Here is a 24,390-nt window from a genome sequence, read left to right as displayed (position 1 = left end):
CGCTGAAACCGTCTCGCAGCTGCGAGCCGACGCATACGTTCGGTACGCTCGCGGCGCAAAGTCCGCTTTCCCGACGGCGCGAAGACCACGGGCTAACCCGCTGCCCTGATCCTCGATAAAAAGGGGGCCGATCGTGAAGACGGCAATCATATTCGACTGCGAGTTTCTCTGCCTTGAGGGTTCGCAGCGCAGATTCTGGTGTGCTGCCCACGATCCAGACCCGGTCATCGCGCAGATCGGCGCTGTCAGGCTTGGGCTTGAAGACGGCTTTCCGCTGCTCGGTTCACACAAGGCCTATATCAGACCGATCGACCGGTTTGGCCGGAGATACGCGCTCGACCCGTTCTTCACCAAACTGACCGGCATCACTGAGGAAAACATCGAGACCGAAGGGATCGCGCTGGGAGAAGCCCTTGCCGACATCGATCGTTTTTCCGGTGGCGCGCGATTCTGGTCCTGGGGCAAGGACGAACTGAACATGATCGCCATCAGCTGCTATGTCGCGGGCATTCAGCCTTCCATCCCGGCCACCCGTTTTGACAATGCCGTGAAGTTGCTGATCGCGGCCGGGATGCCGATCGAGGATTTGGCGAGGACGCCGAGCAACAAGCTTGCGGACTATTTTGGTGTCGAACACCCGCCGTTACAGGGTCACGACGCGCTCGACGATGCGCTGTCAGTAACCTACACCTTGCAGCACCTGATGAAGACCGGAAAGCTGCGGCCGGAGGTCTTCGACCGCCTTTAGCCCGGAAGCGTCGGTGCATCCGGCGCCGGGCGCTCAGATCACCGAATCGGTCCAGCGGACGATCTGCTTGGCGGCATCGCCAAACGCACCGTCCAGCGCACTGACATAGGCGGAATTGCCGCTGCCCGAGACCGGTGTGGTTGCGGTGAAGCTCTTGGACGCGCGCACCTCACCGTTGCGGTCGTTGAGGATGCGTACGAACAGGTCGACTTCGGCGTGCTCGCCACCGTCGACGCGCACCTCGAACGAACGGATCTCGACGATGACCTGATAATCGATCGCCAGGCCCTCGCCCGGCTTGCCGACACCGGCAAAGCTGCCCGAGCGCTGGAATGTCTCGGCCAGCCGCGCCTGCACGATCAGCGGCAGGCGGTCGGCCCATTGCGCGCCCTTCAGATACTGGATCGAGCGGTCCGAGGGTTTGATGACGATGTTCTGGCTGTCCAGCGCCTTGAGCGCCGAGGGCTGGGCGATCAGGATTTGCTTGCGGCTGTGGCCATTGGCGTCAACGGGCGGCGCCGAAAGCTCGAATGTGTCCAGCGGCGCCGGTTTGCCGCCCAGTACCGCGCAGCCGGCAAGCGATAGCGCAAGCAGCGCCGCAGCCGATGTCAACCCGCTCATTCTCACCCAAACAGACTTCACGCGCGATCCTCGTTGTCCCCGGATCGTAAGATCAACCCGCATCCGCAGCTCATGTTCTTGGGGCGTGCGGCGGCCGAAGTCAACGCCGCGCCCTGCCATCGAACTGCCGCACCTCGCCATCGCCACCCGAAAGGATGCGCTGCGGGTTTCGGCTGAGATCGGTCACCGCCTCCTCGATGCGGGTGATCGAGCGGCGGCTGTCCTGCACCAGCGCCTCGACATTGGTCAGACCCTGGCCCGAGAAGCGCGCCAGATTGTCGGTGATGACGCCAAGCCGCGAATTCAGCGTATCGGCAACCTGCTTGAACGACTTCAGCGTATCCCTGGCGTCGGCCATCACGCCATCGGCCTGCCCCGACCCGAGCAAGGTATCGACCTTGGCGAGGATGCCGTCGACACGCACGGAGGCGTCGTTGAGCCGCTGCGCCAGTTGCCTGGCATCCTTGATCGTCTGGTCGATGTCGTCGGCCCGGTTGGCGAACTTGTTGGTCACGACGGCGATGTCGGCGGCGGCCTTATCGGCGCTTTCGCTCGCCTTCTGGATGTTGGCGAGAGCGGTGCGCACCTGCGCCGGGTCGATGCCGTCGAGCACGCCATTGACCTTGGCCAGCGTGCCTTGCGTCTGCTTGGCGAAATCATTGACGGAGCCGACCGCGGTGTCGACATTCTTGATCACGCCGTCGAGCTGCTGCGATGTCTCCTTGAGATTCCCCGTCACCGTGTCGACATTGGCAACAATGCTCTTGATCTTGTCCTTGTCGACAGCGTTGAGAATCCCTTCGGCGGCCTTCAGCGTGCCGTCCAGCTTGCCGGAAACGCCTTTCAACTCATCCGACAGCGCACTGACGGCGGTCAGGAACTTGTCGATGCCGTCGGAATTCTTGGCCAGTGCATCGGAGAAGGTCTGCACGTTCTTGACGGTGTCGGTCAGCGGTCCGCGGACATCCTTGGTGAAGCCTTCAAGCTCGGTCAGCACCTTGTCGGCGCGGTTGAAGATGTTCTGCGCGGTCTGCAAGAGATTGGTGACCGCCGAGGGGTTGGCAACGATCTCGGCAACCTTGCCTTCCTTTTCGGCCTGGTCGAGGAGTTTTACTTCCTTGGGGTCGGCGCCCTTGAGTTCGATATTGGCCTGCCCGGTAAGACCCGCAAGGCCGATATCGGCCTGCGTCGACTTGGTGATCGGCGTCAAGCGGTCGATCTCGGTGTCGGCGATGGCGACAGTCGGATTGTCCACGTCGATATAGACGCGCTTGACGTCACCGACCTTGACGCCGTTGAACAACACGAAACTGCCGCGGCCAAGCCCGGAAGCCGAGCCCGGAATGCGCACGCGCAGCAACGTGGTCTCGCCCTTGTCGCCGATCGCCGCCGTCCAGTACACGAAGGCGAACGCCGCCAGGATCGCGACCAGCGTGAAGATACCGACAATGACGTAGTTGGCTCTGGTTTCCATTGCTCCACTTATGGCTATGCGCGCGCCGCAAGATCAAGTTGCCGGGCGCGTTTTCCGCGGAAATAGGATTTCACCCACGGCTCCTCGCTCTTCAGCATGTCGTCGATGGTGCCTTCGACCAGTACTTTCTTGTTGCCGAGCACGGCCACGCGGTCGCAAGCGGTGAAAAGCGTGTCGAGGTCGTGTGTGACCATATAAACGGTCAGGTCCATCGTATCGCGCAGCTTGACCACCAGTTCGTCGAATTCCGCCGCGCTGATCGGATCGAGGCCGGAGGTCGGCTCGTCGAGGAAGACGATGTCGGGGTCGAGCGCCAGCGCCCGCGCCAGCGCCGCCCGTTTGATCATGCCGCCGGAGAGCTCGGAGGGGAATTTTTGCGCCGCGTCCGGCGGTAGCCCGACCAACTCGACCTTGAGCATTGCCAGTTCGTCCATCAGCTGTCGCGGCAGGTCGAGATACTCGCGCATCGGCACCTGGACGTTTTCCAGTACCGTCAGCGCCGAAAACAGCGCGCCATGCTGGAACAGTACGCCAAGCCGCATGTCGATGCGCAGGCGTTCCGCGTCGCTCGCCTTCTCGACATCGACGCCGAACAGCTTGATCGTGCCCGACCGCTTGCGCGTCAGGCCGAGAATGGTGCGCAGCAGGACCGACTTGCCGGCGCCCGAAGCGCCGACAAAACCGAGAATCTCGCCGCGCCTGATGTCGAGCGACAATTTGTCGAGGATCACCTTGTCGGCGAAGGCCACGGTGATGTCGTGCGCGGAAAGCACGATATCGCCCTCGCCCGTATCGTCCGCGATCGCCTTTGTCCTGCTCCGCAGCTTCATCTCAGAACTCGATCGCTGCGTAGAAGATGGCGAAAAGCCCGTCGAGAATAATGACGACGAAAATCGATTTCACCACCGAGGCGGTCACGTGCTGTCCGAGCGATTCGGCGCTGCCGCCGACCTTCATGCCTTCGACCGAGGCGATCGTGCCAATGATCATCGCCATGAACGGTGCCTTGATCAGGCCGGAGAAAATCGTGCTGAGATCGATGGCGACGCGCAGTCGGTCGATGAAGGCGGCAGGCGCGATATCTGAATAGAGCCAGGCCGCGAGAATGCCGCCGCCGAGCGCCGCGAAATTGGCGATGATGGTCAGGCACGGCAAGGCGATCACCAGCGCCACCAGCCGCGGGAAGACCAGGACGCCGATCGGGTTGAGCCCGATCACCTTCAGCGCGTCGACTTCCTCGCGCATCTTCATCGAGCCGATCTCGGCGGTAATCGCACTTCCGGAGCGACCGGCGATCATGATCGCCGTCATCAGCACGCCGAGCTCGCGCAGGATCAGCACGCCGACGAGGTCGACGACAAAAATGTCGGCGCCGAAATAGCTGAGCTGATAGGCCCCTTGCTGGGCAACGATGGCGCCGACGATCGCCGACATCAGCACCACCACTGGAATGGCGCCGACGCCCATGCGGTCGATCTGATTGAAGATCGCCGCAGGATTGACGGCATGGCCGCGGCCGAGCTTCATCTGCGCGCCGCGGATGGTGGCACCCAATATGTTCATCGAGGCAAGGAAGTCGTCGCGCATCTCGTAGACGCGCCGGCCGACCGCCTCCAGCGCGCGAATGATGATGTTGGGCGGCCGCACTGGACCGGATTCGGATTCGCGCCGAACCGCCTCGCCCACAGCGTCGAGCAGTATCGAAGCGATCTCGCTTTGGCCTTGCAGCTGGATTTTGACGCCCTTTTTCTCGAAAGCGCTGACCAGCCTGTCTATCAGCCAGGCGCCGGCGGTATCCATCTTCTCGATGTTAGAAAGATCGAGCGCCAAGACCTTGAAACCACTTCGTTTCTCGATCTTGCGCATATCGTCGTCGATCAATGCGACGGTGCGTGTCGTCCAGATTCCGGAGAAGGCGCAACCCAGAACGCCGTCCTCCTCGCCGATCGCCACGCGCGGTTCGTGGTCAGCCTCCCCCGCGGTCGTGCCGCTTGCGTCGCGCTTGCCGATGGTCAACATGGCGTCCTGTTTAGCCTGATGGAACCAAGCTGTCGATTTGCCGACGACGCCGTTCTCGCATAGCCGGAGCAGAAAAATATGGCGCGTGTCATTTCGGTTGAGGCCGAACGTTTCCCGATCGCCGGGACCTTCACCATTTCACGTGGTTCGAAGACCGAGGCCGAGGTCATAACCTGCACGATCAGCCAGGATGGTCATAGCGGTCGCGGCGAATGCGTTCCCTACAAACGCTACGGCGAGACCATGGACGGCGTGCACGCCGCGATAGAGGCGATGCGCGAGCGGATAGCCGGCGGCATCGACCGGACCGCCCTGCTCGGCGCAATGCCGGCGGGGGCCGCCCGCAACGCGGTCGACTGCGCCCTCTGGGACCTTGAAGCCAAGATGGGTGACAGCCCTGTTGCGCACGCAATCTGGCCAGCTCCGCCGCGTCCATTGGAAACTGCCTACACACTATCGCTCGGCGAACCCGCGGCGATGGCGGCACAGGCCCGTGCCAACGCCGGCCGGCCGCTGCTGAAGGTCAAGATCGGCGGTGACAATGACATCGCCCGGATCCAGGCGGTGAGACAGGCGGCACCCGGGAGCCGAATCATCCTTGATGCGAATGAAGGCTGGACCGACGACAACATCGTCGCGAACCTCGCCTTTGCCGCGGAGCAAGGCGTTGCGCTCGTCGAGCAGCCCCTGCCCGCCGGCAGGGATGAAATCCTGCGCCATATCGCGCATCCGGTGCCGATCTGCGCCGACGAAAGCGTGCATGAGGCGAAGAACCTGGAAGCGCTTGTCGGCCTCTACGATGCCGTCAACATCAAGCTGGACAAGTCCGGCGGACTGACCGCGGCGCTCGTGTTGCGTGACCGCGCCCGCGAACTGGGTTTTGGCATCATGGTCGGCTGCATGGTCGGCACATCGCTTGCCATGGCGCCGGCGGTCCTGCTCGCCCAGGACGCCGATTTCGTGGACCTCGATGGCCCGCTTCTGCTTGCTCGCGACCGTGTGCCGGGTCTCGTCTACCAGGGTTCGCTCGTCTCACCCCCGGACCGGGCGCTTTGGGGCTGAGCGCGCGGCAAGCCCTATCAGCATGAGGCCAATGATCGCGATCGGGATCATCACCAGGAAGCCATCGACGCCGAGACGGTCATAGAGCGGACCGGACGCGAGCGTAACGGCGGCCATGAAGAAGCCGTTGAAGAAATAGGCAATGCCTTGCGCGGCGCCCGTGCGCTCCTCGGAGACGGTCTCGGCGATCATCTTCTGCAGGCCGATCAGCACCATCGCGACAGACACCGAATGCAGTGACTGCACGGCGAAGAAGCCGGCGACGCCGAGGCCGAGCGGCCATACCAGTGGAAAGACGATCCAGCGCACGATCGACCCGATGCCGGCGATGACCATCACCCTGACGACGGATATGGAGGCGAAAATGCGATTGAAAAACAAAAACATGCAGACTTCGGACACCACGCCCCAAGCCCACAGCAGGCCAACGACGGAATCGCTGATGCCGATCGATTTCCAGTAGATGGAAACGAAGCCGTAGAGGAAGGCGTGGCTGGCGGTGATGATGCCGACGCCAAAGGTGAAGTAGAGGAAATAGGCATTGAACAGGCTCGGCGCCGCGTGCTGGATTTCCGCGGCCGACAGCGGCGAGGCCTTGCGCGGCCGCCCCATGCGCGGCGCCAGCAGCCCCGCGACGAGCGCCGCGCCAAGAGCGAGAAAGATGATCACCGGAACGGCTTGCGGACCGGTAGCTGCCAGGATGAAGCCGCCCGCGACATTGGCGCAGAGATAGCAGATCGAACCCCATTTGCGCATGCTTGCGTAGTTCGAACCGAAGCGGCGCACGCCCGAAAGCGCCAGCGAATCGGCGATCGGCGAATGCGGCGTCCAGACAATGGTCAGGGCAAGCGACACCGCCAGCACCATGGCGTAGGTCGGTGTCAGGAAATAACCCGCCGAGAGCAACAGGGAGGCTGCCACCAGCGCGACATAGACATCGGCGCGGTCTCGCGCCCGGTCGGCGAGCGTCGTCAGCAACGGCGTCGTCACCACGCGCAGGAACATGGGCGCCGCCAGGATGACCGCAATCTGCTCGGCGTGAAAGCCCTTGGCCTGCAGCCAGAGCGGGAAATAGGGCAGATGCGTGCCGAGCGATATGAACAGCGTGCCGAAGATAAGGCTCATGCGCAGTTCGAAATGGCGCGGCTTGACGAGCTGTTCTGGCGAAAGCGGCGGCAGGGACATGAATCGATCCAATTACGCCGCACTTGGCCGGCCGGCCAGCAACGTAGATCGATCCCTTAACATGGTGGAAAATTCGGGGAAACCGGCTGGACTAATCGATTGACGCCGAAAACCGGCGAGAATTCGGGTCAGGCCGCCTGCCCCACCCGATCTTCGATGAGCATCGGGATAAAGGGCCCGTCCGGCGCTTCGGGCAGGATTTGCGCCCAGGTCAGGATTTCCATCCGGCCGTCGAAGTGCTCAACCACGGCCGTGCAGCTTTCCACCCAGTCGCCGGTGTTGATGTAGCGCACATCGTCGAAATTCTCGATCGCGGCATGGTGGATATGGCCGCAGATGACGCCGTCGACATGCGAGCGGCGGGCTTCCTCGGTCAGCACGGTCTGGAACGAGCCGATGAAGTTGACCGCTTTCTTGACCTTGACCTTGGCCCAGGACGAGAACGACCAGTAAGGCAGGCCGAGCAATTGGCGCAACCGCGTCACCACGCGGTTGACGATCATCGCCGCGTCATAGGCATGATCGCCGAGATAGGCGAGCCAGCGCTGGTTGTGCACGACGGTGTCGAACTGATCGCCATGGATGACAAGAAGGCGCTTGCCGTCGGCTGTTTCATGGATCGCGCGGTCGGCGACGACGATGCCGCCGAAATGCACGCCCTGGAACTGGCGGGCGAACTCGTCGTGGTTGCCGGCTATATAGGTGATGCTGGCGCCCTTGCGCGCCTTGCGCAGCAATTTCTGCACGACGTCATTGTGGCTTTGCGGCCAGTGCCAGCTACGCCGCAGCCGCCAGCCATCGACGATATCGCCAACCAGATAGATGATGTCGGCGTCATGGTATCTAAGGAAATCGATCAGGAATTCGGCCTTGGCCGCCTTCGAGCCGAGATGGACGTCGGAAATGAACATGCTACGGAAAGTGCGGGGCTCTTGGCCTGACATCGCGATTTCACCCTTGCTTTCGAGCAGCCTATGCCTCGATTCATGCAACAACCGTATGACGGTTGCGATTGGTCCAGTCCAAGGACTAGCTTGCCGGCCTGATCACAGGAGAAATCGTCATGGATCTCGGTATCCGCGGAAAGAAGGCAATCGTCTGCGCTTCGAGCAAGGGGCTTGGGAAAGGCTGCGCCATGGCGCTGGCCGAGGCCGGTTGCGACATCGTCGTCAATGGGCGCAATGCCGAACTGGTGGCCAAAACCGCTGCCGAGCTGCGCGAGCGCTATGGCGTGACGGTGACGGAGGTCGTCGGCGACGTCTCCAAGCCGGAGGTACAGAAGGCGCTGCTTGCCGCCTGCCCCGAACCCGACATTCTCGTCAACAACAATGGTGGTCCGCCGCTACGCGATTTCCGCGAGCTCGATCGCGCGAAAATCCTCGAAGGCGTCACCCAGAACATGGTGACGCCGATCGAGCTGGTGCAGGCCGTCCTCGACGGCATGGCAAAGCGCGGCTTCGGCCGCATCGTCAACATCACCTCGCTGTCGGTTTATGTCCCCATCCCCGGCCTCGACCTGTCGTCGGGCGCACGCGCCGGCCTGACCTCGTTCCTCGCCGGCGTGGCGCGAACGGTGATCGACCGCAACGTCACCATCAACAGTCTCTTGCCGGGCAAGCTCGACACCGACCGGCTGCGCGGGCCGCACGAGGCCGGCACCGTCGAGGAACCCGCCGCTGCCGCCGCGCGCAAGACCCGCATCAGCGCCGATGTGCCGGCCAAGCGGCTCGGCACGCCGGAGGAATTCGGCCAGATCTGCGCCTTCCTCTGCTCGGTCCATGCCGGCTATCTCACCGGGCAGAACATACCGGTCGACGGCGGTCTCTACGTCAGCGCTTTCTGATCGAAAGGTCCGCGACGCGGCGCGATTCATCTGGCATGAAACAGCCGTAAGAATCTGACATCTAATGCTAATTGACGCGCCGGCGTTTAAAGCTGCCGGCGCGTCAATTAGCATCGCGAAAAATCTTGGCCGCATGCTAAAAGGACTCCCAACACAGGTTTCGAGGAGCGGCCGCATGGAAGGCGAGAGCAAGAAAACGGCACGTTCGGACCTCGACGAAGCCGCCCTTTACTTCCACAAGCACCCGACACCGGGAAAGCTCGAAATCCAGGCAACCAAGCCGCTTGGCAACCAGCGCGACCTGGCGCTCGCCTACTCGCCCGGTGTCGCCGCCCCTTGCCTGGAGATCCGCGACAATCCGGCGACCGCCGCCGACTATACGGCGCGCGCTAACCTGGTCGGCGTCGTCTCCAACGGTTCGGCCGTACTCGGTCTCGGCAATATCGGCCCGCTCGCCTCCAAGCCCGTGATGGAAGGCAAGGCGGTCCTGTTCAAGAAGTTCGCCGGCATCGATGTCTTCGACATCGAGATCGATGCCCCCGAGATCGAACGCATGGTGGAGACCGTCGCCGCTCTTGAACCCACTTTCGGCGGCATCAACCTCGAGGACATCAAGGCGCCGGAATGTTTTGAAGTCGAAGAGCGGCTGAAAGCCCGCATGAGCATACCGGTGTTCCACGACGACCAGCACGGCACCGCCATCATCGTCGCCGCCGCCGTGCTCAACGGGCTGGAATTCGCCGGCAAGACCATTTCGGACATAAAGATCGTCACCTCCGGCGCGGGTGCGGCCGCCCTTGCCTGCCTCAACCTCCTGGTCTCGCTCGGCGCGCGGGTCGAAAACATCTGGGTCACCGACCGTTTCGGCGTCGCCTACAAGGGCCGCACCGACGAGATGGACCGCTGGAAAGACCCCTATGTGAAGGACACCGAGGCGCGCACGCTGGCCGATGTCATCCCGGGCGCCGACGTCTTCCTCGGCCTCTCCGCGGCCGGCGTATTGAAGCCGGAGCTGCTGCAGCACATGGCGCCGAAGCCGCTCATCCTGGCGTTGGCCAACCCCAATCCCGAGATCATGCCGGAAGTGGCGCGCGCGGCACGACCCGATGCCATGATCTGCACGGGCCGGTCCGATTTTCCCAATCAGGTCAACAACGTCCTGTGCTTCCCCTATATCTTCCGCGGCGCGCTCGACTGCGGTGCCAGCGCCATCAATGAAGAGATGAAGATGGCCGCGGTGCGGGCCATTGCCGCCCTTGCCCGCGAAGAGCCTTCGGACGTCGCCGCGCGCGCCTATTCGGGCGAGACGCCGATCTTCGGGCCTGATTTCCTTATCCCCTCGCCCTTCGATCCCAGGCTCATCCTGCGCATCGCGCCGGCCGTCGCCAAGGCAGCCTGCGACACCGGTGTGGCGACACGGCCGATCACCGATTTCACCGCCTATATCGACAAGCTCAACCGTTTCGTCTTCCGCTCCGGCCTGGTGATGAAGCCGGTATTCTCGTCCGCCAAGGCGTCGAGCGCCAAGCGCGTCATCTATGCCGATGGCGAGGATGAGCGCGTGCTGCGCGCCGCCCAGGTGGTGCTGGAGGAAGGCATCGCCGAGCCGATCCTGATCGGCCGTCCGCACGTCATCGAGGTCAGGCTGAAACGCTACGGGCTGCGCATCAAGCCGGGCGTCGATTTCGGCCTGATCAACCCCGAGGACGATCCGCGCTATCGCCACTATGTCGACCTCCTGATCGAACTTGCCGGCCGGCGCGGCGTCACGACGGAGGCCGCGCGCACCATGGTGCGCACCGACAATACGGTGATCGCGGCGCTCGCCCTGAAGCGCGGCGATGCCGACGCCATGGTCTGCGGTCTCGAAGGACGCTTCGAGCGGCACCTGCGCAACGTCACACTAATCATCGGCCCACGCGCCGGCATCAAGGACTATGACCTGTCGACGCTGTCCATGCTGATCTCGCAGCGAGGCATCATCTTCCTCACCGATACGCACGTCTCCGTCGACCCGACGGCGGAGGAGATCGCCGAGATGACCGTGCTGGCGGCGGAGGAAATCCAGCGCTTCGGCATCGAGCCCAAGGCGGCACTGCTGTCGCATTCGGATTTCGGCTCGCGCGATTCGCCAAGCGCGCTGAAGATGCGGCAGGCGGCGGCGATCCTGGCGCGTATCGCGCCGGAACTTCAGTGCGACGGCGAAATGCATGCCGATTCAGCCTTGTCGGAACCTCTGCGCCAGCGCGTCTATCCGCATTCGCGCCTGAAGGGTGAAGCCAATCTGCTGGTGTTCCCGAACCTCGATTCGGCCAACATCACGCTGACGGCGCTGCGCGCGATGATGGATGCGCTGCATGTCGGGCCGATCCTGCTTGGCACCGATATGCCGGCGCACATTCTGACGCCCTCGGTGACATCGCGCGGTGTCGTCAACATGACGGCGCTCGCCGTGGTCGAGGCCGCGCACAAGGCGCAGGCTATCGCCAATCTGGACTAGGCCGGGCTCCGGCGGTTCGACCTGGCCCGCAGGAGGCTTGCCGGCGCGCGCCGACAACCACCGCTTTCCGACTCGGGGTGTTGCCGGTCGGCAACTTGCGATTGCGGAAAGCCGGTGTTGGCCGGGAGCGGATTTCGCACCGAAAGCCGACCTGATATGGTTTCGCATATGATTTGACGGTGAGGACGTCATGAAGGGTTTGTTGCTTGCATCCGCATTGCTGTCCCTGATCAGCGGACAAGCTCTGGCCGCGGACGCTATCAGTGCCGAGCCTGCAACCGTCCACGATTGGTCCGGCGTCTATATCGGTGGGCAAATTGGCTACGGTTTCGGAAGGACCGATGCGGCTTACAACTTGCCGAACACACCGACAATCCGCGGTTCTCAAAACTACGATACCGACGGTTTCCTGGGCGGCATCCAGCTCGGCTACAACTACCAGATCAATTCCACCGTTCTCGGCGTGGAGGCCGATTTTTCCGGAGCCGACATCAAGGGCCACTCCGACGAGATCAATGTCGGCGGAGGCGATACTTACGACACCAAGGTGGATTGGTTTGGAACGCTTCGCGCCAGGGCGGGCTATGCGTTCGATCGCACCCTGATCTACGGGACCGGTGGCCTGGCGTTTGGCAGCGTCGAAAACCAATATCTCGACGGTCCCTTGAACAGTTCCGAAAAGAACACCAAGGTCGGCTGGACCATCGGCGCTGGAATGGAGCAAGCGATCACAGATCATTGGTCGGCAAAGTTCGAATATCAATATGTCGATCTGCGGGACCAGACCATCGACTATGGAGCCAACTCCAACACCACCTTCGACAACACGTTCAATACGGTCAGGATCGGCATGAACTACAAGTTCTGACCGGCCGGAGCGGTCTGCCGCTAACTGTTGTTGCTCGGCCGATTGAACCCGCCTGCTGCAGCGACTTGACGGCTTTCGGCCAACCGCCGGACTGCATCCGAAATAGACGATTAACCGCGAACGGGGTAGCTTGGCGACCACAGGCAAGCGGGATTTGAGGCGGATGACAAGCGCAGGGTTGAAGCGGGCGCATACTGCCATGCTGCTTGGCCTCCTGCTGTCCGGCGCCGCCATCACCGAACCACAGGCCGCCTCGCGAGTTTGCCGTCAGTTGGAGGCCGATCTCGCCGCGGCTTCGCGCGGCGGCGGCGGCCCGGCAATGATCCGGAAATACGATGCCGCGATCGACCGGCAGCGCGAGCAGATCTCCAAGGCCCGTGGCCAGGCGGACAGCGCCGGGTGCGGATTTTCGCTGTTTTCCCGCAACGTCAATCAATGCGCCGGGCTCAACGCCACCATCGACCGCATGAACGCCAACCTCGACAGTCTCCAGGCCAAGCGCGCCCAGCTCGCTGGCGGCGGATCGCGTCGTGACCGTGGCCGCATCCTGGCCGCGCTCGACGCCAATGGTTGCCGCGACGACACGGTTGCGCCGCGCCACGCTCCGCTGCAGGAAGCCGACCGTGGAGAAGACGGCAACGCGAACCTGTTCGACCAGCTTTTCGGCAACGACAGCCAGCGGAGCGACACGCTTGACCAGCCCGACGATCCCGATGGGGAGCGCAATATCAGCAGGGTTTTGAACCAGCCCGGGATTCCCGACTTCCCGAGCGCGGGCGGCGAGTTCCGCACGATGTGCGTACGTACCTGCGATGGCTACTTCTTCCCGATGTCGAACGCGGCCTCGGTCAGCGATTTCGAGCGCGACCAGAAGAATTGCGAATCGAGCTGTCCCGGCACCGAGATGCAGGTCTTCTATTCGCGCGGCATGGATGACGATTCCGCCGCGATGACGTCATCGGTCACCGGCAGGCCCTATAGCGAACTGCCAACTGCCTATCTCTACAAGCAGTCCAACATGCCGCGCCCTTCGGCTTGCGGCTGCAATGCCGCGCAGAACTTCCAGATCATTGGCGGCAACTCGCCAAATCCGCAACAGTCGCAGCCCGAAACGGACGCGGCACCGTTCATTCCGGTCCCTGCCTCCAAGCCCGATCCGGGCGCCGACCCGGAAACCCTGGCCAATATGGAAGGCGGGCTCGACCGCGAAGCCATCAAGCGGCTTTCCGCTAAGCCGGTGACATCGCCCGTGTCCGCCTTGCCGCCGGAACAGCGCAAGGTCAGGGTCGTCGGGCCAACGTTCCTTCCCGACCCATCAGCGGCAATAAATCTGCAAGCTCCGGCCCCGAAGGCAGTCCGGTAAGCGCAAGCCTGAGCGGCATGAACAGCCCCTTGCCCTTGCGCCCGGTCGCTTCCCTGATCTTGCCGGTCCAATCCTTCCAGACTGTCCCGTTCCAGGGCTCTTCCGGCAGGACATCGAAAGCCTGACGAAGAAAATCGCGGTCGTCGGCGGAAAAATCGGACCGTTCCTGCGGACCTTCGCGCAAGATGCGCCACCAGCCCACCGCATCGGCGAGCCGGTCGAGATTGCCGCGCACCGCCAACCAGAAAGGTTCGGCCTGGTCGCCCGAGATGCCGAGCACCATCAGCCTGTCTCGGGCCTCGTCGAAGCGCATATGGTGCAGCAGCACGCGGTTGAGCACGAACAGCTCGTCCGGATCGAACTTGGCCGATGATTTCGAAGTCGCGGCCGGGTCGAAATGGCCGGCGAGTTCAGCCAGGTCATGCGCGGCCGCGACATTCTCCGAGGTGCCGACCAGCACGGCAAGCGAAGCGACGGCCATCGGCTCGATGCCGTCCTCGCGCAGGCTTTCAATGGAGAGCGCCCCGGTGCGCTTCGACAGTCCCTCGCCCGAGACGGTGGTCAAAAGATTGTGGTGACCGAAAACCGGCGGTTCGGCGCCCAGCGCCTTGAACAGGGCAATCTGCACGCCGGTATTGGTGACATGGTCGTCACCACGGATGACGTGGCTGATGCCCATCTCGATGTCGTCGACGACGGACGGCAGCGTGTAGAGATAGGTGCCGTCCTCACGCACCAGCACCGGATCCGAGAGCGAAGCGAGATCGACCGTTTCCTCGCCGCGCACCAGATCGTTCCAGTGGATGTCGGTGCGTTCGGGCTGCTGCGGATCGTCCGAGAAATTGGGCAGCAGGAAACGCCAGTGCGGCCGGCGCCCGTCGGCCTGGTATTCGGCGACCTGCTCTCTGGTCAGCGCCAGGGCCTCGCGGCCATAGACCGGCGGCAGGCCGCGCGTGCGGCGCACTTTTCGCCGGAGATCGAGTTCCTCCGGCGTTTCGTAGCAGGCATAGAGAACGCCCGCCGCCTTCAGCCGCTCGACGGCCGCGTCGTAGATCTCGAAGCGCCGCGACTGATATTCGGTGGCGTCCGGGAAAATGCCCAGCCAATGCAGGTCGTAGAGGATGGCGTCGGCGAATTCCTGCTTCGAGCGGGCGATGTCGGTGTCGTCGAAGCGCTGGATGAAGCGGCCCTTGTTGTTCAGGGCAAACAGCCAGTTGAAGAGAGCGGTGCGCGCATTGCCGATATGGATGCGGCCGGTCGGTGACGGGGCGAAACGAACGGTAACTGTCATGGATGGGGCGTACCGGATGCCTTTGTGATTGACAAGATGCGCCCCCGCGCTGTGCCGCAGACATAGAACATGGCGCGCGCGATGAAAAGACCGGGCAGCGCGTGCTGCGTTCGAGCGCAGCCGGCGGGCGGAGCCGACGCCGGTCGAGATAATGATGCCGCTCGGTTCCTGCCGCCTTAGGTCAACTCTTGGCGAGCCCGGACATCCGAACCGGTCGCCGAGGGTGATCAGCGGCCAAAATCATCGGAACTGAGGCGGGTCCAGCGGTCGCCCATCAAGCCACCGATGAAGATGTCGCCGGAGCGGACCGCTTCCGTGACTTCGGCGATCCGCGAGCGGACCATCGTCCCCCCGGCGTAGCGGAAAAAGACATTCTTGTAGCCGAAGAGCTGAGGCATGAACCTGCCTTGCGTTTGCCCGGTGATGCCCACGCAGCCCATATTCCTCGCGTCGACGATCAGGCCATCCAGCGTCGCGCCCCAGTGAGATCCGGAGGCCTGGATTTGCAGCAGGTTCGCGATGCCGTCGGCTTGGCCGTAGAAAGCGTAGCAGCCGAGTATCTTGCCTGTTTCGTCGTAGGTCCCGCCGAAATGAAGGGGACCGTCGGCCCGCTTCTCGGCCGCCAGAGCGAGCAGCCGTGGCAGCTCGCCATCCTGCCAACGCGGCCGAAGCGAGTAATCGGACACCAGGGTCGGCAACCGCTCCGCAAATTGCGCGGCATCCATCGGTTCGCGATGGACCCGGTGTGACGAGGAGTGCTGAGCGGGCGGCTCGAATCTTTTTCTCGCAAAAGCGTCGAATGCTCTGGCGCAAGGATCGAGCGCGAAGCGAGGCAGGCCCGGCCATTTGCCGCGCGCCACGGTGGCGGCCATCGCGGCCGGCCGGAAAATGCAGGTCCATCCCAGACAATGCACCGGCAGCAGCTGATACTTCATCGGGCGCGCGAAGGCCAAGGATACCCGATTGGCCGAATCGGTCAGGTGCAGATCGAATGCGCCTTGATGCACGGCACGCAGCAGTTGCGGTCCGGCCGAGCCGTGATCGGTGCCGGGGTCGGCCATGAGCGGCCCGATGATCGCCGCGTTCAATGCCGCTCCGTTGAGTTCGTAGCGGGCTTTCAGGACCCCGAGGAAGCCACCCAGACGGCCCTGCGGGTTGATCTGGACAAGAGCGTTGCTCTCCCCGGGCTGGCCGGCAGGCTCAAGATAGATCTTTTTCATATACTCGGCCGTCTCCGCGATCGCGCGATCGAGAAGGTGACGTCGCCGCCGAAACTTCGTCAGGAAGAGTGCGGCGACACGCTCGAGATCTTCGGCTGCGAGCGGCCGAACCGTGCCGTGTTGCGTCTCCAGCACCGACGGCGCAGCCACGCTTTTCACACCGGCATTTGCGGAAACAAGATGCATCGTGAGGCCTATGGAGGTCGTCTGCCGGAGGACGAAACCCTGTGCTGATCAATCGGGATCCCAGGAGATGCGAAGATCTTCCTTGGGTTGCTTTGAGCAAAGCCATATCAATCAATGGTTGAGACAACGTATCTCGATCGGCATCATAAACAAAATGTCTCAAACTCAGGATCCGCAAAAGGGCCTGGATATCGCTTCGCGTCACGGATTGGCTCGGCCAGCATAGGCTGGGTGACGGGGAGCCCCCGCCGATGCATTCGCGACAGGTTCGGCCCCGCCCCGCGGTTGCGTGCACCGCCACTCCCGACCGGCCGACAGCGCCTGATAGAGGTGGCCTCCGAACGAAGCCGAAGGCCACCCCAGATCAGATGGCAAGTCCCTTGGTCAGCTCGAGCGCCTGGCGCTCGAACAGGCGTCGGTAGATGCCGCCCTTCAGCCGGATCAGTTCGTCATGCGAGCCTTCCTCGACGATGTTGCCGCGATCGAAGACCAGCAGCCTGTCGAGCGCCCGCACCGTCGAAAGCCGGTGCGCGATGACCAGCGTGGTGCGGCCGACCATCAGCCGCTCCATCGCCTGCTGGATCAGCACCTCCGATTCCGAATCCAGGCTCGATGTCGCCTCGTCCAGGATCAGGATGCGCGCATCGGCAAGGAAGGCGCGCGCGATCGCCACGCGCTGCCGTTCGCCGCCCGACAATTTCACGCCGCGCTCGCCGACCAGCGTGCCGTAACCCTTCGGCAGGTTGGCGATGAAGTCGTGCGCGCTCGCCAGCCTGGCGGCATGTTCGATCTCGGCCTGCGTCGCGCTCGGCCTGCTATAGGCGATGTTTTCGGCGAGCGATCGGTGGAACAGGATCGGCTCCTGCTGGACGATGGCGATCTGCCCGCGCAGCGACGCTTGCGCCACCTGCGAGATATCCTGGCCGTCGATCAGGATCTTACCCGCATTCACGTCGTAGAGCCGCTGGATGAGCTTGACGAAAGTCGTCTTGCCCGACCCCGAGTGCCCGACGAGCCCGACACGTTCGCCCGGTGCGATATCGACCGAAAAGTCGCGATAGAGCGGCGTCCGGTGATTGCCGTAGTGAAAGGTGACGTTGTCGAAGCTGATGGCCCCTTGCGTGATCCGGACCGGCCCGGCGCCGGGCCGGTCTTCGATGCCGAGCGGCTCGGACTGGAAATCGACCAATTCCTCCATGTCGTTGATCGAACGCTGCAAATTCCGGATATGCGTGCCGATATCGCGCAAATAGCCCTGCAGCACGAAGAACGAGGTCAGCACGAAGGCGATGTCGCCGGCGCTCGCCTGCCCCCATGACCACAGCATTAGCGCCAGACCGATCACCGCGGCGCGCATGGCCAGCAGCAGCACTCCTTGGGTGGTGCCGTTGACGGTGCCGCGCACCCAGGTGCGGCGCGTGCGTCCTCGCCATTTGGCGATAACCCTAGCGAGGCGGCGCTCTTCGCGCTCCTCTGCGCCAAAACCCTTGACCACGGCGTTGCAGCTCACTGCATCGGCCAGCGAGCCGCCCAGGCGTGTATCCCACGTGTTGGCGAGCCTTGCCGCCGGCGCGACATAGCCAAGCGACAGCATTGCGGTCACCATGATGAACAGCACCGAGCCGGCGGCAACGACCGCCCCCATCAGCGGCCAGAACCAGCCGAGCAGCAGCGTCGAGCCGACAAGCATGACGACGGACGGCAGCAGCGCGATGAGGATGGTGTCGTTGAGCAGGTCGAGCGCCCACATGCCGCGCGTCACCTTGCGCACGGTCGAGCCGGCAAAGCTGTTGGCGTGCCAATCGGTGGAAAACCGCTGGACGCGATGGAAGGCATCGGCGGCGATGTCGGCCATCATCTTGAGCGTCAGTTCGACGATGCCCATGAACGCCAGGTTGCGCAGCACAACGCCGGTCAGCGCCAGCGCCATCAGAATCGAGAACGCCGTCATCGCGGCATTCCAGGCAATGGCGTCCGCGCCAGCACTGCTGGCGACGGCGTCGACCAGCCGGCCGGAATAAAGCGGCGTCAGGACATCGGCCAGCGTCGATAGCAGGAAACCGCCCATGATGAGCGAAAGCCGCCACGGCTGGCGCCGCCAGTGGGTGAGCGAGAAACCAAGAACGCTGCGAAACGCGCTCGCGCGCAAATCGATCTTAAGACGAGCCATGATGTCATTCGGGCGCAAACGAGCCCGATCCCAGTAAAGTCGAAAATTGAAGAAGCCGCGCAAGGGGCTGATGATTGCCCGGAAGCGGACTGGCATATTTTGGCGTCACGCCCCTGTCAGGGCGGCGACCGGCATCGGCATAAGCCCGTGCCCAATCCGGCTTCGACGCGAAGAGTAGATCTTCGCGGAGTGCCGGATGAGACCTAGGCTTCGCGGCCTCGCATTACCATGTGAAATACTGCCATTCGGACCTCCCGCAAATGAATCGCGGAACGGCCCTTATAGAGACGGCCCGATGCATCGCCAAGGCCAGCTCCTGACCAAAGCGTATCTGGTCCAAGGACTGAGATTATTTTGCAACAATAGCTGATAGAAGCTTTCGCCGGGTGCCCGTCATTGGGGCGAGCGATCGAGGCGCATGTATCGGCCGTCCGTCGAGGCCTTGAAACCCAGTTTCTCATAGACGCCATGCGCGTCGCTGGTCGACAGGCTCCAGTGCGAGACGGTGCCGAGCTCGGGATGATCGATGAGCTCCCGCACCAGCCGCGAGCCGATGCCCTGCCCGCGATGCCGCGGCCAGACGAAGATGTCGGCGAGATAGGCGAACACCGTGCGATCGGTGATCGCCCTGCCGAAACCGACCTGTTTGCCATCGATGTAAGCGGCCGCGCAGAACGAATTGGCAAAGGCCCGGCGATGAAATTCATCGCTGCGTCCGGCCCCCCAGTAGCTCGTCATCAACAGGTCCGAGGTCGCGCGGAAGTCGATCCGCGCGAGGTCGAAACTGATCTCACAGTCTTGCATGGCTGTGTCCTCGCCTCGCGGCATCGCACATTTTCGTCCGGTGGACGAACCGCGCCTTATCCACGATCCCTGAAACGGTTGGTGATGGGATAACGGCGGTCGCGGCCGAAATTCTTCCTGGTGATCTTCACGCCAGGCGCGGCCTGCCGACGCTTGTATTCGGCGATATAAAGCAGATGCTCGATGCGCGTCACCGTCGCCCGGTCATGGCCACGCGCCACAATGTCGTCGACGCCCATCTCGTTTTCGACCAGGCATTCGAGGATGTCGTCCAGCACCGGATAGGGCGGCAGCGAATCCTGGTCGGTCTGGTTTTCCCGCAATTCCGCCGACGGCGCCTTGTCGATGATGTTCTTCGGGATGACCTCGCCCGACGGTCCGAGCGCGCCCGGCGGCACATGGCTGTTGCGCCAGCGCGACAGCGCATAGACCTGCATCTTGTAGAGATCCTTGATCGGGTTGAAGCCGCCATTCATGTCACCATAGAGAGTGGCATAGCCGACCGACATCTCGCTCTTGTTGCCGGTGGTGACGACCATCGAGCCGAACTTGTTGGAGATCGCCATCAGAATGGTGCCGCGCGCTCGGCTCTGCAGGTTTTCCTCGGTGATGCCTTCCTTGGTGCCTTCGAAAAGCTGCGTCAGCGCGTGCATGAACCCTTCGACGGGCTCAAAGATCGGTACGATGTCATAGCGGCAGCCGAGCGCGCGCGCGCAGTCCTCGGCATCCTTCAGCGAATCCTTCGACGTATAGCGGTAGGGCATCATCACCGCGCGCAGCCGCTCCTCACCGAGCGCGTCGACGGCAAGGGCAGCGCAGATCGCCGAATCGATGCCGCCCGACAGGCCCAGCACCACATTCTTGAAGCCATTCTTGTTGACGTAGTCGCGCAGGCCCAGCATGCAGGCGCGATAGTCGGCCTCCTCCCTCTCGGGGATCTTCGACATCGGCCCTTCCGAGCAGACCCAGCCCTCCTCCGTGCGTTTCCACGTGGTGACGTCGATCGCGTCCTCGAACTGGCTCATCTGGAAAGCCAATCTCTTGTCGGCACCGATGGCGAAGGACGCGCCGTCGAAGATCAGCTCGTCCTGACCGCCGAGCTGGTTGGCATAGATCATCGGCAGGCCGCATTCGATGACCTGCTTGATGACAACCTGATGGCGCACATCGATCTTGGCGCGATAATAGGGCGAGCCGTTCGGCACCAGCAGAATTTCAGCGCCGCTCTCGGCCAGTGTCTCGCACACCGCGACGTCGCCCCATATGTCCTCGCAGATCGGGATGCCAAGCCGCACGCCGCGGAAATTGACGGGGCCCTGCAGTTCCGGCCCGGCCTGGAAGACGCGCTTTTCGTCGAACTCGCCATAGTTCGGCAGGTCAAGCTTGTAGCGCTCGGCCAGGATCTTGCCGCCATCGGCGACGATGATCGAATTGTGCGTGCCGCTCTTGCGCTTCAGCGGTGTGCCGATGATGACGCCTGGCCCGCCATCCGATGTATCGGCGGCGAACTCTTGCGCCGCCCGCTCGCATGCCTTGAGGAAGGCCGGCTTCAGAACGAGATCTTCCGGCGGATAACCGGCCAGGAAAAGCTCGGTATAGAGCACGAGATCGGCGCCATGGCGCGCGGCATCCGCCCTCGCCTCGCGGGCTTTGGCGAGGTTGCCGGCGACATCGCCGACTGTCGGGTTGAGCTGGGCGATCGCGATGCGCAGTATGTCGGGCTTCTTGGTCATGCCTGCTGACTTAGCGCGGCGGAATTGCCCGAGCAATGGCGTTCGTTTGGACCACCCCAGACCGTGCCGATCCGAATGACCTGGGGTCATTCGCGCCCAGACCGGCGATCAGTCGTCGCCCATATATTCGCGCAACGACTGCGGGGAATGGTTGTCGCCGATCGACATCGCCAGGATGCGCGAAATGTGCCGGCGCGGCAGGCCCGTGTCCGCCACCCACTGATTGATCTGGGCCTGGATCTTGTCGAGGTCCCTCTTCGAAGTCGGGCTTTCGGCGATATCGAGGCCTGCGTCACGAAGGGCCGCCGCCATGTCGGGCGAAATGACAAAGGCGTCCCAGCCCAGCCAGCGCAGGAAATACTGGCCGGTATTGCCGCCCAGCCGGCTGCCATGCTTGCCGAGATAGGCCATCAGTCCGACCTGATCATCCGCTGGCCAGTCGGCAAGGAAATGACCGAAGCCGCCATGTTCCTTGGACACGCGTTCGACGAAGGCAGAGTTGTCGCGGACGGATTTGATCTTCTGCGGATTGCGCACGATGCGCGGGTCGGAAGCCAGATCGTGCCAAAAATCGTCAGGCTGGAACAACAGCCGCTTCGGCTCGAAACGCAGAAACGCCTCCTCGAAACCCGGCCACTTCTGTTCAATAACGCGCCAGACAAAACCGGCGGCAAAGATTCGCTCGGCCATGGTCGACAGAATGCGATCGTCCGGGATGTCGGCGACTGCGGCATTGTCGGGCACCGGCCCCAGCAGCGTTGAAAGCTCCGCTTCCCCACCCTTGCGTTTGGCTGTACGGGCGCGGATTTTGGCGAAATCTGGCATCTTGCCTCCATCTCCATGCCGCGCTTTTGAAGGTACGGCATCTTCCTATATGGAGACGAAACTGCCAAGCCAACGCTTTGGTGTGGAGACGTCCATGAACAAGACAGTGCCCGAACTGGCCAATCGATGGCTGAGGCGAAACCCAGAGAATTTGAGCGAGCTCGAGAGGCGGGTGCTGCAAAGCACTGTCGACCGCAAACCCATATCACAGGACATCAACGACAATCTTACCGGCCTTCAGGGCGCGGGCGATCGTATCGCCGATGCCATCGCGCGTGTCGGTGGTTCGTGGACGTTCATTCTGTCATCCATCGCCTTCCTGATCCTATGGATCGGTGCCAACTGGTGGCTGCTAGGACAAAAGTCGTTCGACCCCTACCCCTTCATTTTCCTCAACCTGGTGCTGTCGATGATCGCTGCCCTGCAGGCGCCGGTGATCATGATGTCGCAGAATCGCCAGGCGGCGCGCGACCGCATCGACGCTGCCCATGACTACGAGGTCAACCTCAAGGCCGAAATCGAGATCATGGCACTGCACGAAAAGCTGGACGAATTGCGCCACAGCCAGATCATCGGCATGCGCGACGAGATCGCGCAGATAGCCGAACAGCTGAAGCGGATCGACGAACGGCTCGCTCCCCAGACCCAGTCCTCATGACCGAAGCGATCCATCATTTCATCGAACAGTACGGGCTGCTCGCCGTCTTCGTCGGCTGTGTCGCCGAAGGGGAAAGTGCCGCGATCCTCGGCGGCTTCTTCGCCCACCAGCATGTTTTCGTGCTTTGGCACGCCTTTGTCGCGGCAGCGCTCGGCGCCTTCGCCGGCGATACCTTCTTCTTCATCCTGGGCAGAAGTTTCGCAGACAACCGTCATGTCGTCAGGCTGCGCAGGCGGCCCGGCTTCCGCCGCGCCTACCGCCTGCTCAACACCCATCCCAACATCTTCGTGCTGTCGAACCGCTATGTCTACGGCATGCGCCTGGTCGGCGGCATCGCGGCCGGCCTGTCGACCATAGCAGCACCCCGCTTCGTCATCCTCAACGCCATCTCATCGGTGATCTGGGCGGTGGTGTTCAGCACCATTGGCTATGTTTTTGGGCTGGGCGCCGAGCATTTCGTTGGCCAGGCCTTGCTGCGCCACGAACGACTGCTGATCGGGCTTGGCATCGGCCTCACCGTGGCCGTGCTGGCCTGGCTTGTCGCCCGCCACATCGCCAGCCGCGAGCGTAACCGTGAACAGTGATGCCGCCAGCCTCCATAGTCGGGCGGAAGGTCAGATGGGAAAGCCGGTGATCCGCTCGATGAGCGCGATGCCCCAGACGCCGGCGACGATGAATACCGAAATCAGCACGGCTAGCGAACCGCAATCCTTGGCCAGCTGGATGTCGACATTGAACTCGCGGCTGAACGCATCGCAGGCGGCCTCGATCCCGGTGTTCAGCACCTCGACCATGATCAGGAGCAGCACCGCCCCGATCAGCAAGGCGTAGCCACGCCACGAGACGGAAACGAACCACCCGGCCGGCAAGGCGAGCAGCAACAGCAGCAATTCCTGCTGGAAAGCCTTCTCGCTGGCGGCCAGCTTGCGAAACGCCCGCACCGAATTGAAAAAAGCGTCGATCAGCCGCTGCATGCCCAAACCTCTGTCCGAATTACCGGCACGAGATAAAGCAACGGCCCGATCAAGGGAATAAGGCGTCTCGTCCAAAATTCATTCGGCGACCGCTATCGAAGGCGTCGACTTTTCAAATTGGGGCAGTCCGTCGTCGATCGAATAATAGTCGCCCTTGTCGCCAACGAAGATATGACAGTCGCCCTTGAGGCCTGTCGGCTTGTCGAACGATCCCGCCATGACCGAAATGTAGCCTTGATCCCTCGGCTTCCAGAAAAGCACCGACCCACATGTCTTGCAGAAACCGCGCCTGGCGAAATCGGACGCTTCATACCAGGTGATGCTTTCGGCGCCTTCGATGACGATGTCGGCGTCGGCAACATTGGTCGCGGCATAGAAATGCCCGCTCTGCTTCCTGCATTGCGAGCAATGGCAGTAGACGACATCACGCAACGCCCCGTGCGTCCGGAAGCGGACCGCTCCGCACAGGCATGATCCCCGGTGACTGTCGCTCATTTTGGCACCCCTTGAAGAAACCTCGTCCAGCATCATTGCCAGGATTCCAGCTTTGCGGGGATTGCGCGCAAGCAAATACGACATCGATTGGCGTGGCGAATTCGAAATTCAGTTTCATTTCCAGCAGCGCGCCGCACGCATTTCGAATTCAACGCGCCAAATTGGGTCTTGTCTCGCGACCGTGATGCGAAAGTTTATGCTTCTACAGCCACAGGTAGAGAAAACTTGCGGGAATCGTGCAAATTAAGGAAACTTTAGCGCTACCGCATTTATGGTTGCGTCAAGCGAAGGTCATGGGTGGGGACAGGTCTCTTCGCAAGATGTTTTGGACTATCGGCTAGCGCTCCCCAG

The 24,390-nt window shown here is 62.6% G+C and carries 22 protein-coding genes; 8 read left to right on the top strand and 14 right to left on the bottom strand.

Annotation, left to right across the window (positions count from 1 at the left end):
• Nucleotides 1-133 precede the first annotated feature (133 nt).
• Nucleotides 134-748: a 3'-5' exonuclease gene (locus EB231_RS19805; protein ID WP_172350352.1), complete on the top strand. Its 615-nt coding sequence runs from the start codon at nt 134-136 to the stop codon at nt 746-748.
• Nucleotides 749-781: 33 nt separating this feature from the next.
• Here EB231_RS19805 and EB231_RS19800 read toward each other — a convergent pair whose 3' ends face one another.
• Genes EB231_RS19800 through EB231_RS19785 form a run of 4 tightly spaced genes read right to left on the bottom strand, consistent with a single transcriptional unit; the run spans nt 782 to nt 4,862 of the window.
• Nucleotides 782-1,432: an ABC-type transport auxiliary lipoprotein family protein gene (locus tag EB231_RS19800; RefSeq protein WP_172350351.1), complete on the bottom strand. Its 651-nt coding sequence runs from the start codon at nt 1,430-1,432 to the stop codon at nt 782-784.
• A 37-nt stretch (nt 1,433-1,469) separates the two neighbouring features.
• Nucleotides 1,470-2,843: an MlaD family protein gene (locus tag EB231_RS19795; RefSeq protein ID WP_172350350.1), complete on the bottom strand. Its 1,374-nt coding sequence runs from the start codon at nt 2,841-2,843 to the stop codon at nt 1,470-1,472.
• Between the two features lie 14 nt (nt 2,844-2,857).
• Nucleotides 2,858-3,673: an ABC transporter ATP-binding protein gene (locus tag EB231_RS19790; RefSeq protein WP_172350349.1), complete on the bottom strand. Its 816-nt coding sequence runs from the start codon at nt 3,671-3,673 to the stop codon at nt 2,858-2,860.
• A 1-nt stretch (nt 3,674) separates the two neighbouring features.
• Nucleotides 3,675-4,862, bottom strand: coding sequence for an ABC transporter permease (locus tag EB231_RS19785; protein WP_172350348.1), 1,188 nt, complete (start codon nt 4,860-4,862; stop codon nt 3,675-3,677).
• Nucleotides 4,863-4,940: 78 nt separating this feature from the next.
• On the opposite strand from EB231_RS19785, the gene dgcA reads away from it, so the two are divergent.
• Nucleotides 4,941-5,924, top strand: coding sequence for an N-acetyl-D-Glu racemase DgcA (gene dgcA / locus EB231_RS19780; RefSeq protein WP_172350347.1), 984 nt, complete (start codon nt 4,941-4,943; stop codon nt 5,922-5,924).
• Here the strand turns inward: dgcA and EB231_RS19775 are convergent.
• Together EB231_RS19775 and EB231_RS19770 are read right to left on the bottom strand one after the other, a co-directional pair.
• Complete coding sequence (locus EB231_RS19775; protein WP_172350346.1) at nt 5,895-7,109, bottom strand: MFS transporter; 1,215 nt, start codon at nt 7,107-7,109, stop codon at nt 5,895-5,897. The two genes, dgcA and EB231_RS19775, sit on opposite strands and share 30 nt — an antisense overlap.
• A gap of 128 nt (nt 7,110-7,237) precedes the next feature.
• Complete coding sequence (locus EB231_RS19770; protein ID WP_172350345.1) at nt 7,238-8,020, bottom strand: UDP-2,3-diacylglucosamine diphosphatase; 783 nt, start codon at nt 8,018-8,020, stop codon at nt 7,238-7,240.
• A gap of 152 nt (nt 8,021-8,172) precedes the next feature.
• Between EB231_RS19770 and EB231_RS19765 the strand changes: the two genes are divergently transcribed.
• The 4 genes from EB231_RS19765 (at nt 8,173) to EB231_RS19750 (ending at nt 13,683) form a co-directional block, all read left to right on the top strand.
• Complete coding sequence (locus tag EB231_RS19765) at nt 8,173-8,952, top strand: SDR family oxidoreductase (RefSeq protein ID WP_172350344.1); 780 nt, start codon at nt 8,173-8,175, stop codon at nt 8,950-8,952.
• Between the two features lie 175 nt (nt 8,953-9,127).
• Nucleotides 9,128-11,452 carry an NADP-dependent malic enzyme gene (locus tag EB231_RS19760; protein WP_172350343.1) on the top strand — a complete coding sequence of 775 codons (2,325 nt, stop codon included), beginning with the start codon at nt 9,128-9,130 and terminating at the stop codon, nt 11,450-11,452.
• Nucleotides 11,453-11,669: 217 nt separating this feature from the next.
• On the top strand, nt 11,670-12,320 hold the full coding sequence (locus EB231_RS19755) for an outer membrane protein (RefSeq protein ID WP_246740685.1): 651 nt from the start codon (nt 11,670-11,672) through the stop codon (nt 12,318-12,320).
• A gap of 163 nt (nt 12,321-12,483) precedes the next feature.
• Nucleotides 12,484-13,683 (top strand): DUF2865 domain-containing protein, encoded by a 1,200-nt coding sequence (locus EB231_RS19750; protein WP_172350341.1) that lies wholly within the window; start codon nt 12,484-12,486, stop codon nt 13,681-13,683.
• Here the strand turns inward: EB231_RS19750 and gltX are convergent.
• From gltX to EB231_RS19720, 6 genes are all read right to left on the bottom strand, one after another.
• On the bottom strand, nt 13,601-14,974 hold the full coding sequence (gltX, locus tag EB231_RS19745; RefSeq protein ID WP_172350340.1) for a glutamate--tRNA ligase: 1,374 nt from the start codon (nt 14,972-14,974) through the stop codon (nt 13,601-13,603). The two genes, EB231_RS19750 and gltX, sit on opposite strands and share 83 nt — an antisense overlap.
• A 227-nt stretch (nt 14,975-15,201) precedes the next feature.
• Nucleotides 15,202-16,380 carry a hypothetical protein gene (locus tag EB231_RS19740; RefSeq protein ID WP_172350339.1) on the bottom strand — a complete coding sequence of 393 codons (1,179 nt, stop codon included), beginning with the start codon at nt 16,378-16,380 and terminating at the stop codon, nt 15,202-15,204.
• 364 nt (nt 16,381-16,744) lie between these two features.
• On the bottom strand, nt 16,745-18,550 hold the full coding sequence (locus EB231_RS19735) for an ABC transporter ATP-binding protein (RefSeq protein WP_172350338.1): 1,806 nt from the start codon (nt 18,548-18,550) through the stop codon (nt 16,745-16,747).
• Nucleotides 18,551-18,943: 393 nt separating this feature from the next.
• Nucleotides 18,944-19,354: a GNAT family N-acetyltransferase gene (locus EB231_RS19730; RefSeq protein ID WP_172350337.1), complete on the bottom strand. Its 411-nt coding sequence runs from the start codon at nt 19,352-19,354 to the stop codon at nt 18,944-18,946.
• Nucleotides 19,355-19,410: 56 nt separating this feature from the next.
• On the bottom strand, nt 19,411-21,087 hold the full coding sequence (locus EB231_RS19725; RefSeq protein WP_172350336.1) for an NAD+ synthase: 1,677 nt from the start codon (nt 21,085-21,087) through the stop codon (nt 19,411-19,413).
• A 108-nt stretch (nt 21,088-21,195) separates the two neighbouring features.
• Nucleotides 21,196-21,912, bottom strand: coding sequence for a DNA-3-methyladenine glycosylase I (locus EB231_RS19720; protein WP_172350335.1), 717 nt, complete (start codon nt 21,910-21,912; stop codon nt 21,196-21,198).
• Nucleotides 21,913-22,006: 94 nt separating this feature from the next.
• Here EB231_RS19720 and EB231_RS19715 point away from each other — a divergent pair, with 94 nt between their 5' ends.
• Nucleotides 22,007-22,570: a DUF1003 domain-containing protein gene (locus EB231_RS19715; protein WP_172350334.1), complete on the top strand. Its 564-nt coding sequence runs from the start codon at nt 22,007-22,009 to the stop codon at nt 22,568-22,570.
• Nucleotides 22,567-23,154, top strand: coding sequence for a DedA family protein (locus tag EB231_RS19710; protein WP_172350333.1), 588 nt, complete (start codon nt 22,567-22,569; stop codon nt 23,152-23,154). The genes EB231_RS19715 and EB231_RS19710 overlap by 4 nt, the downstream gene beginning before the upstream one ends.
• A 30-nt stretch (nt 23,155-23,184) precedes the next feature.
• Here the strand turns inward: EB231_RS19710 and EB231_RS19705 are convergent, their stop codons facing one another.
• Both EB231_RS19705 and EB231_RS19700 read right to left on the bottom strand, forming a co-directional pair.
• On the bottom strand, nt 23,185-23,544 hold the full coding sequence (locus tag EB231_RS19705) for a diacylglycerol kinase (RefSeq protein WP_140773321.1): 360 nt from the start codon (nt 23,542-23,544) through the stop codon (nt 23,185-23,187).
• 78 nt (nt 23,545-23,622) lie between these two features.
• A complete protein-coding gene (locus EB231_RS19700) occupies nt 23,623-24,039 on the bottom strand; it encodes a GFA family protein (protein ID WP_172350332.1) in 417 nt (138 codons plus the stop codon).
• Nucleotides 24,040-24,390 lie beyond the last annotated feature (351 nt).

Source organism: Mesorhizobium sp. NZP2298, assembly GCF_013170825.1.
Lineage (GTDB): Bacteria > Pseudomonadota > Alphaproteobacteria > Rhizobiales > Rhizobiaceae > Mesorhizobium.
This window is presented reverse-complemented; position numbering and strand designations above follow the sequence as displayed.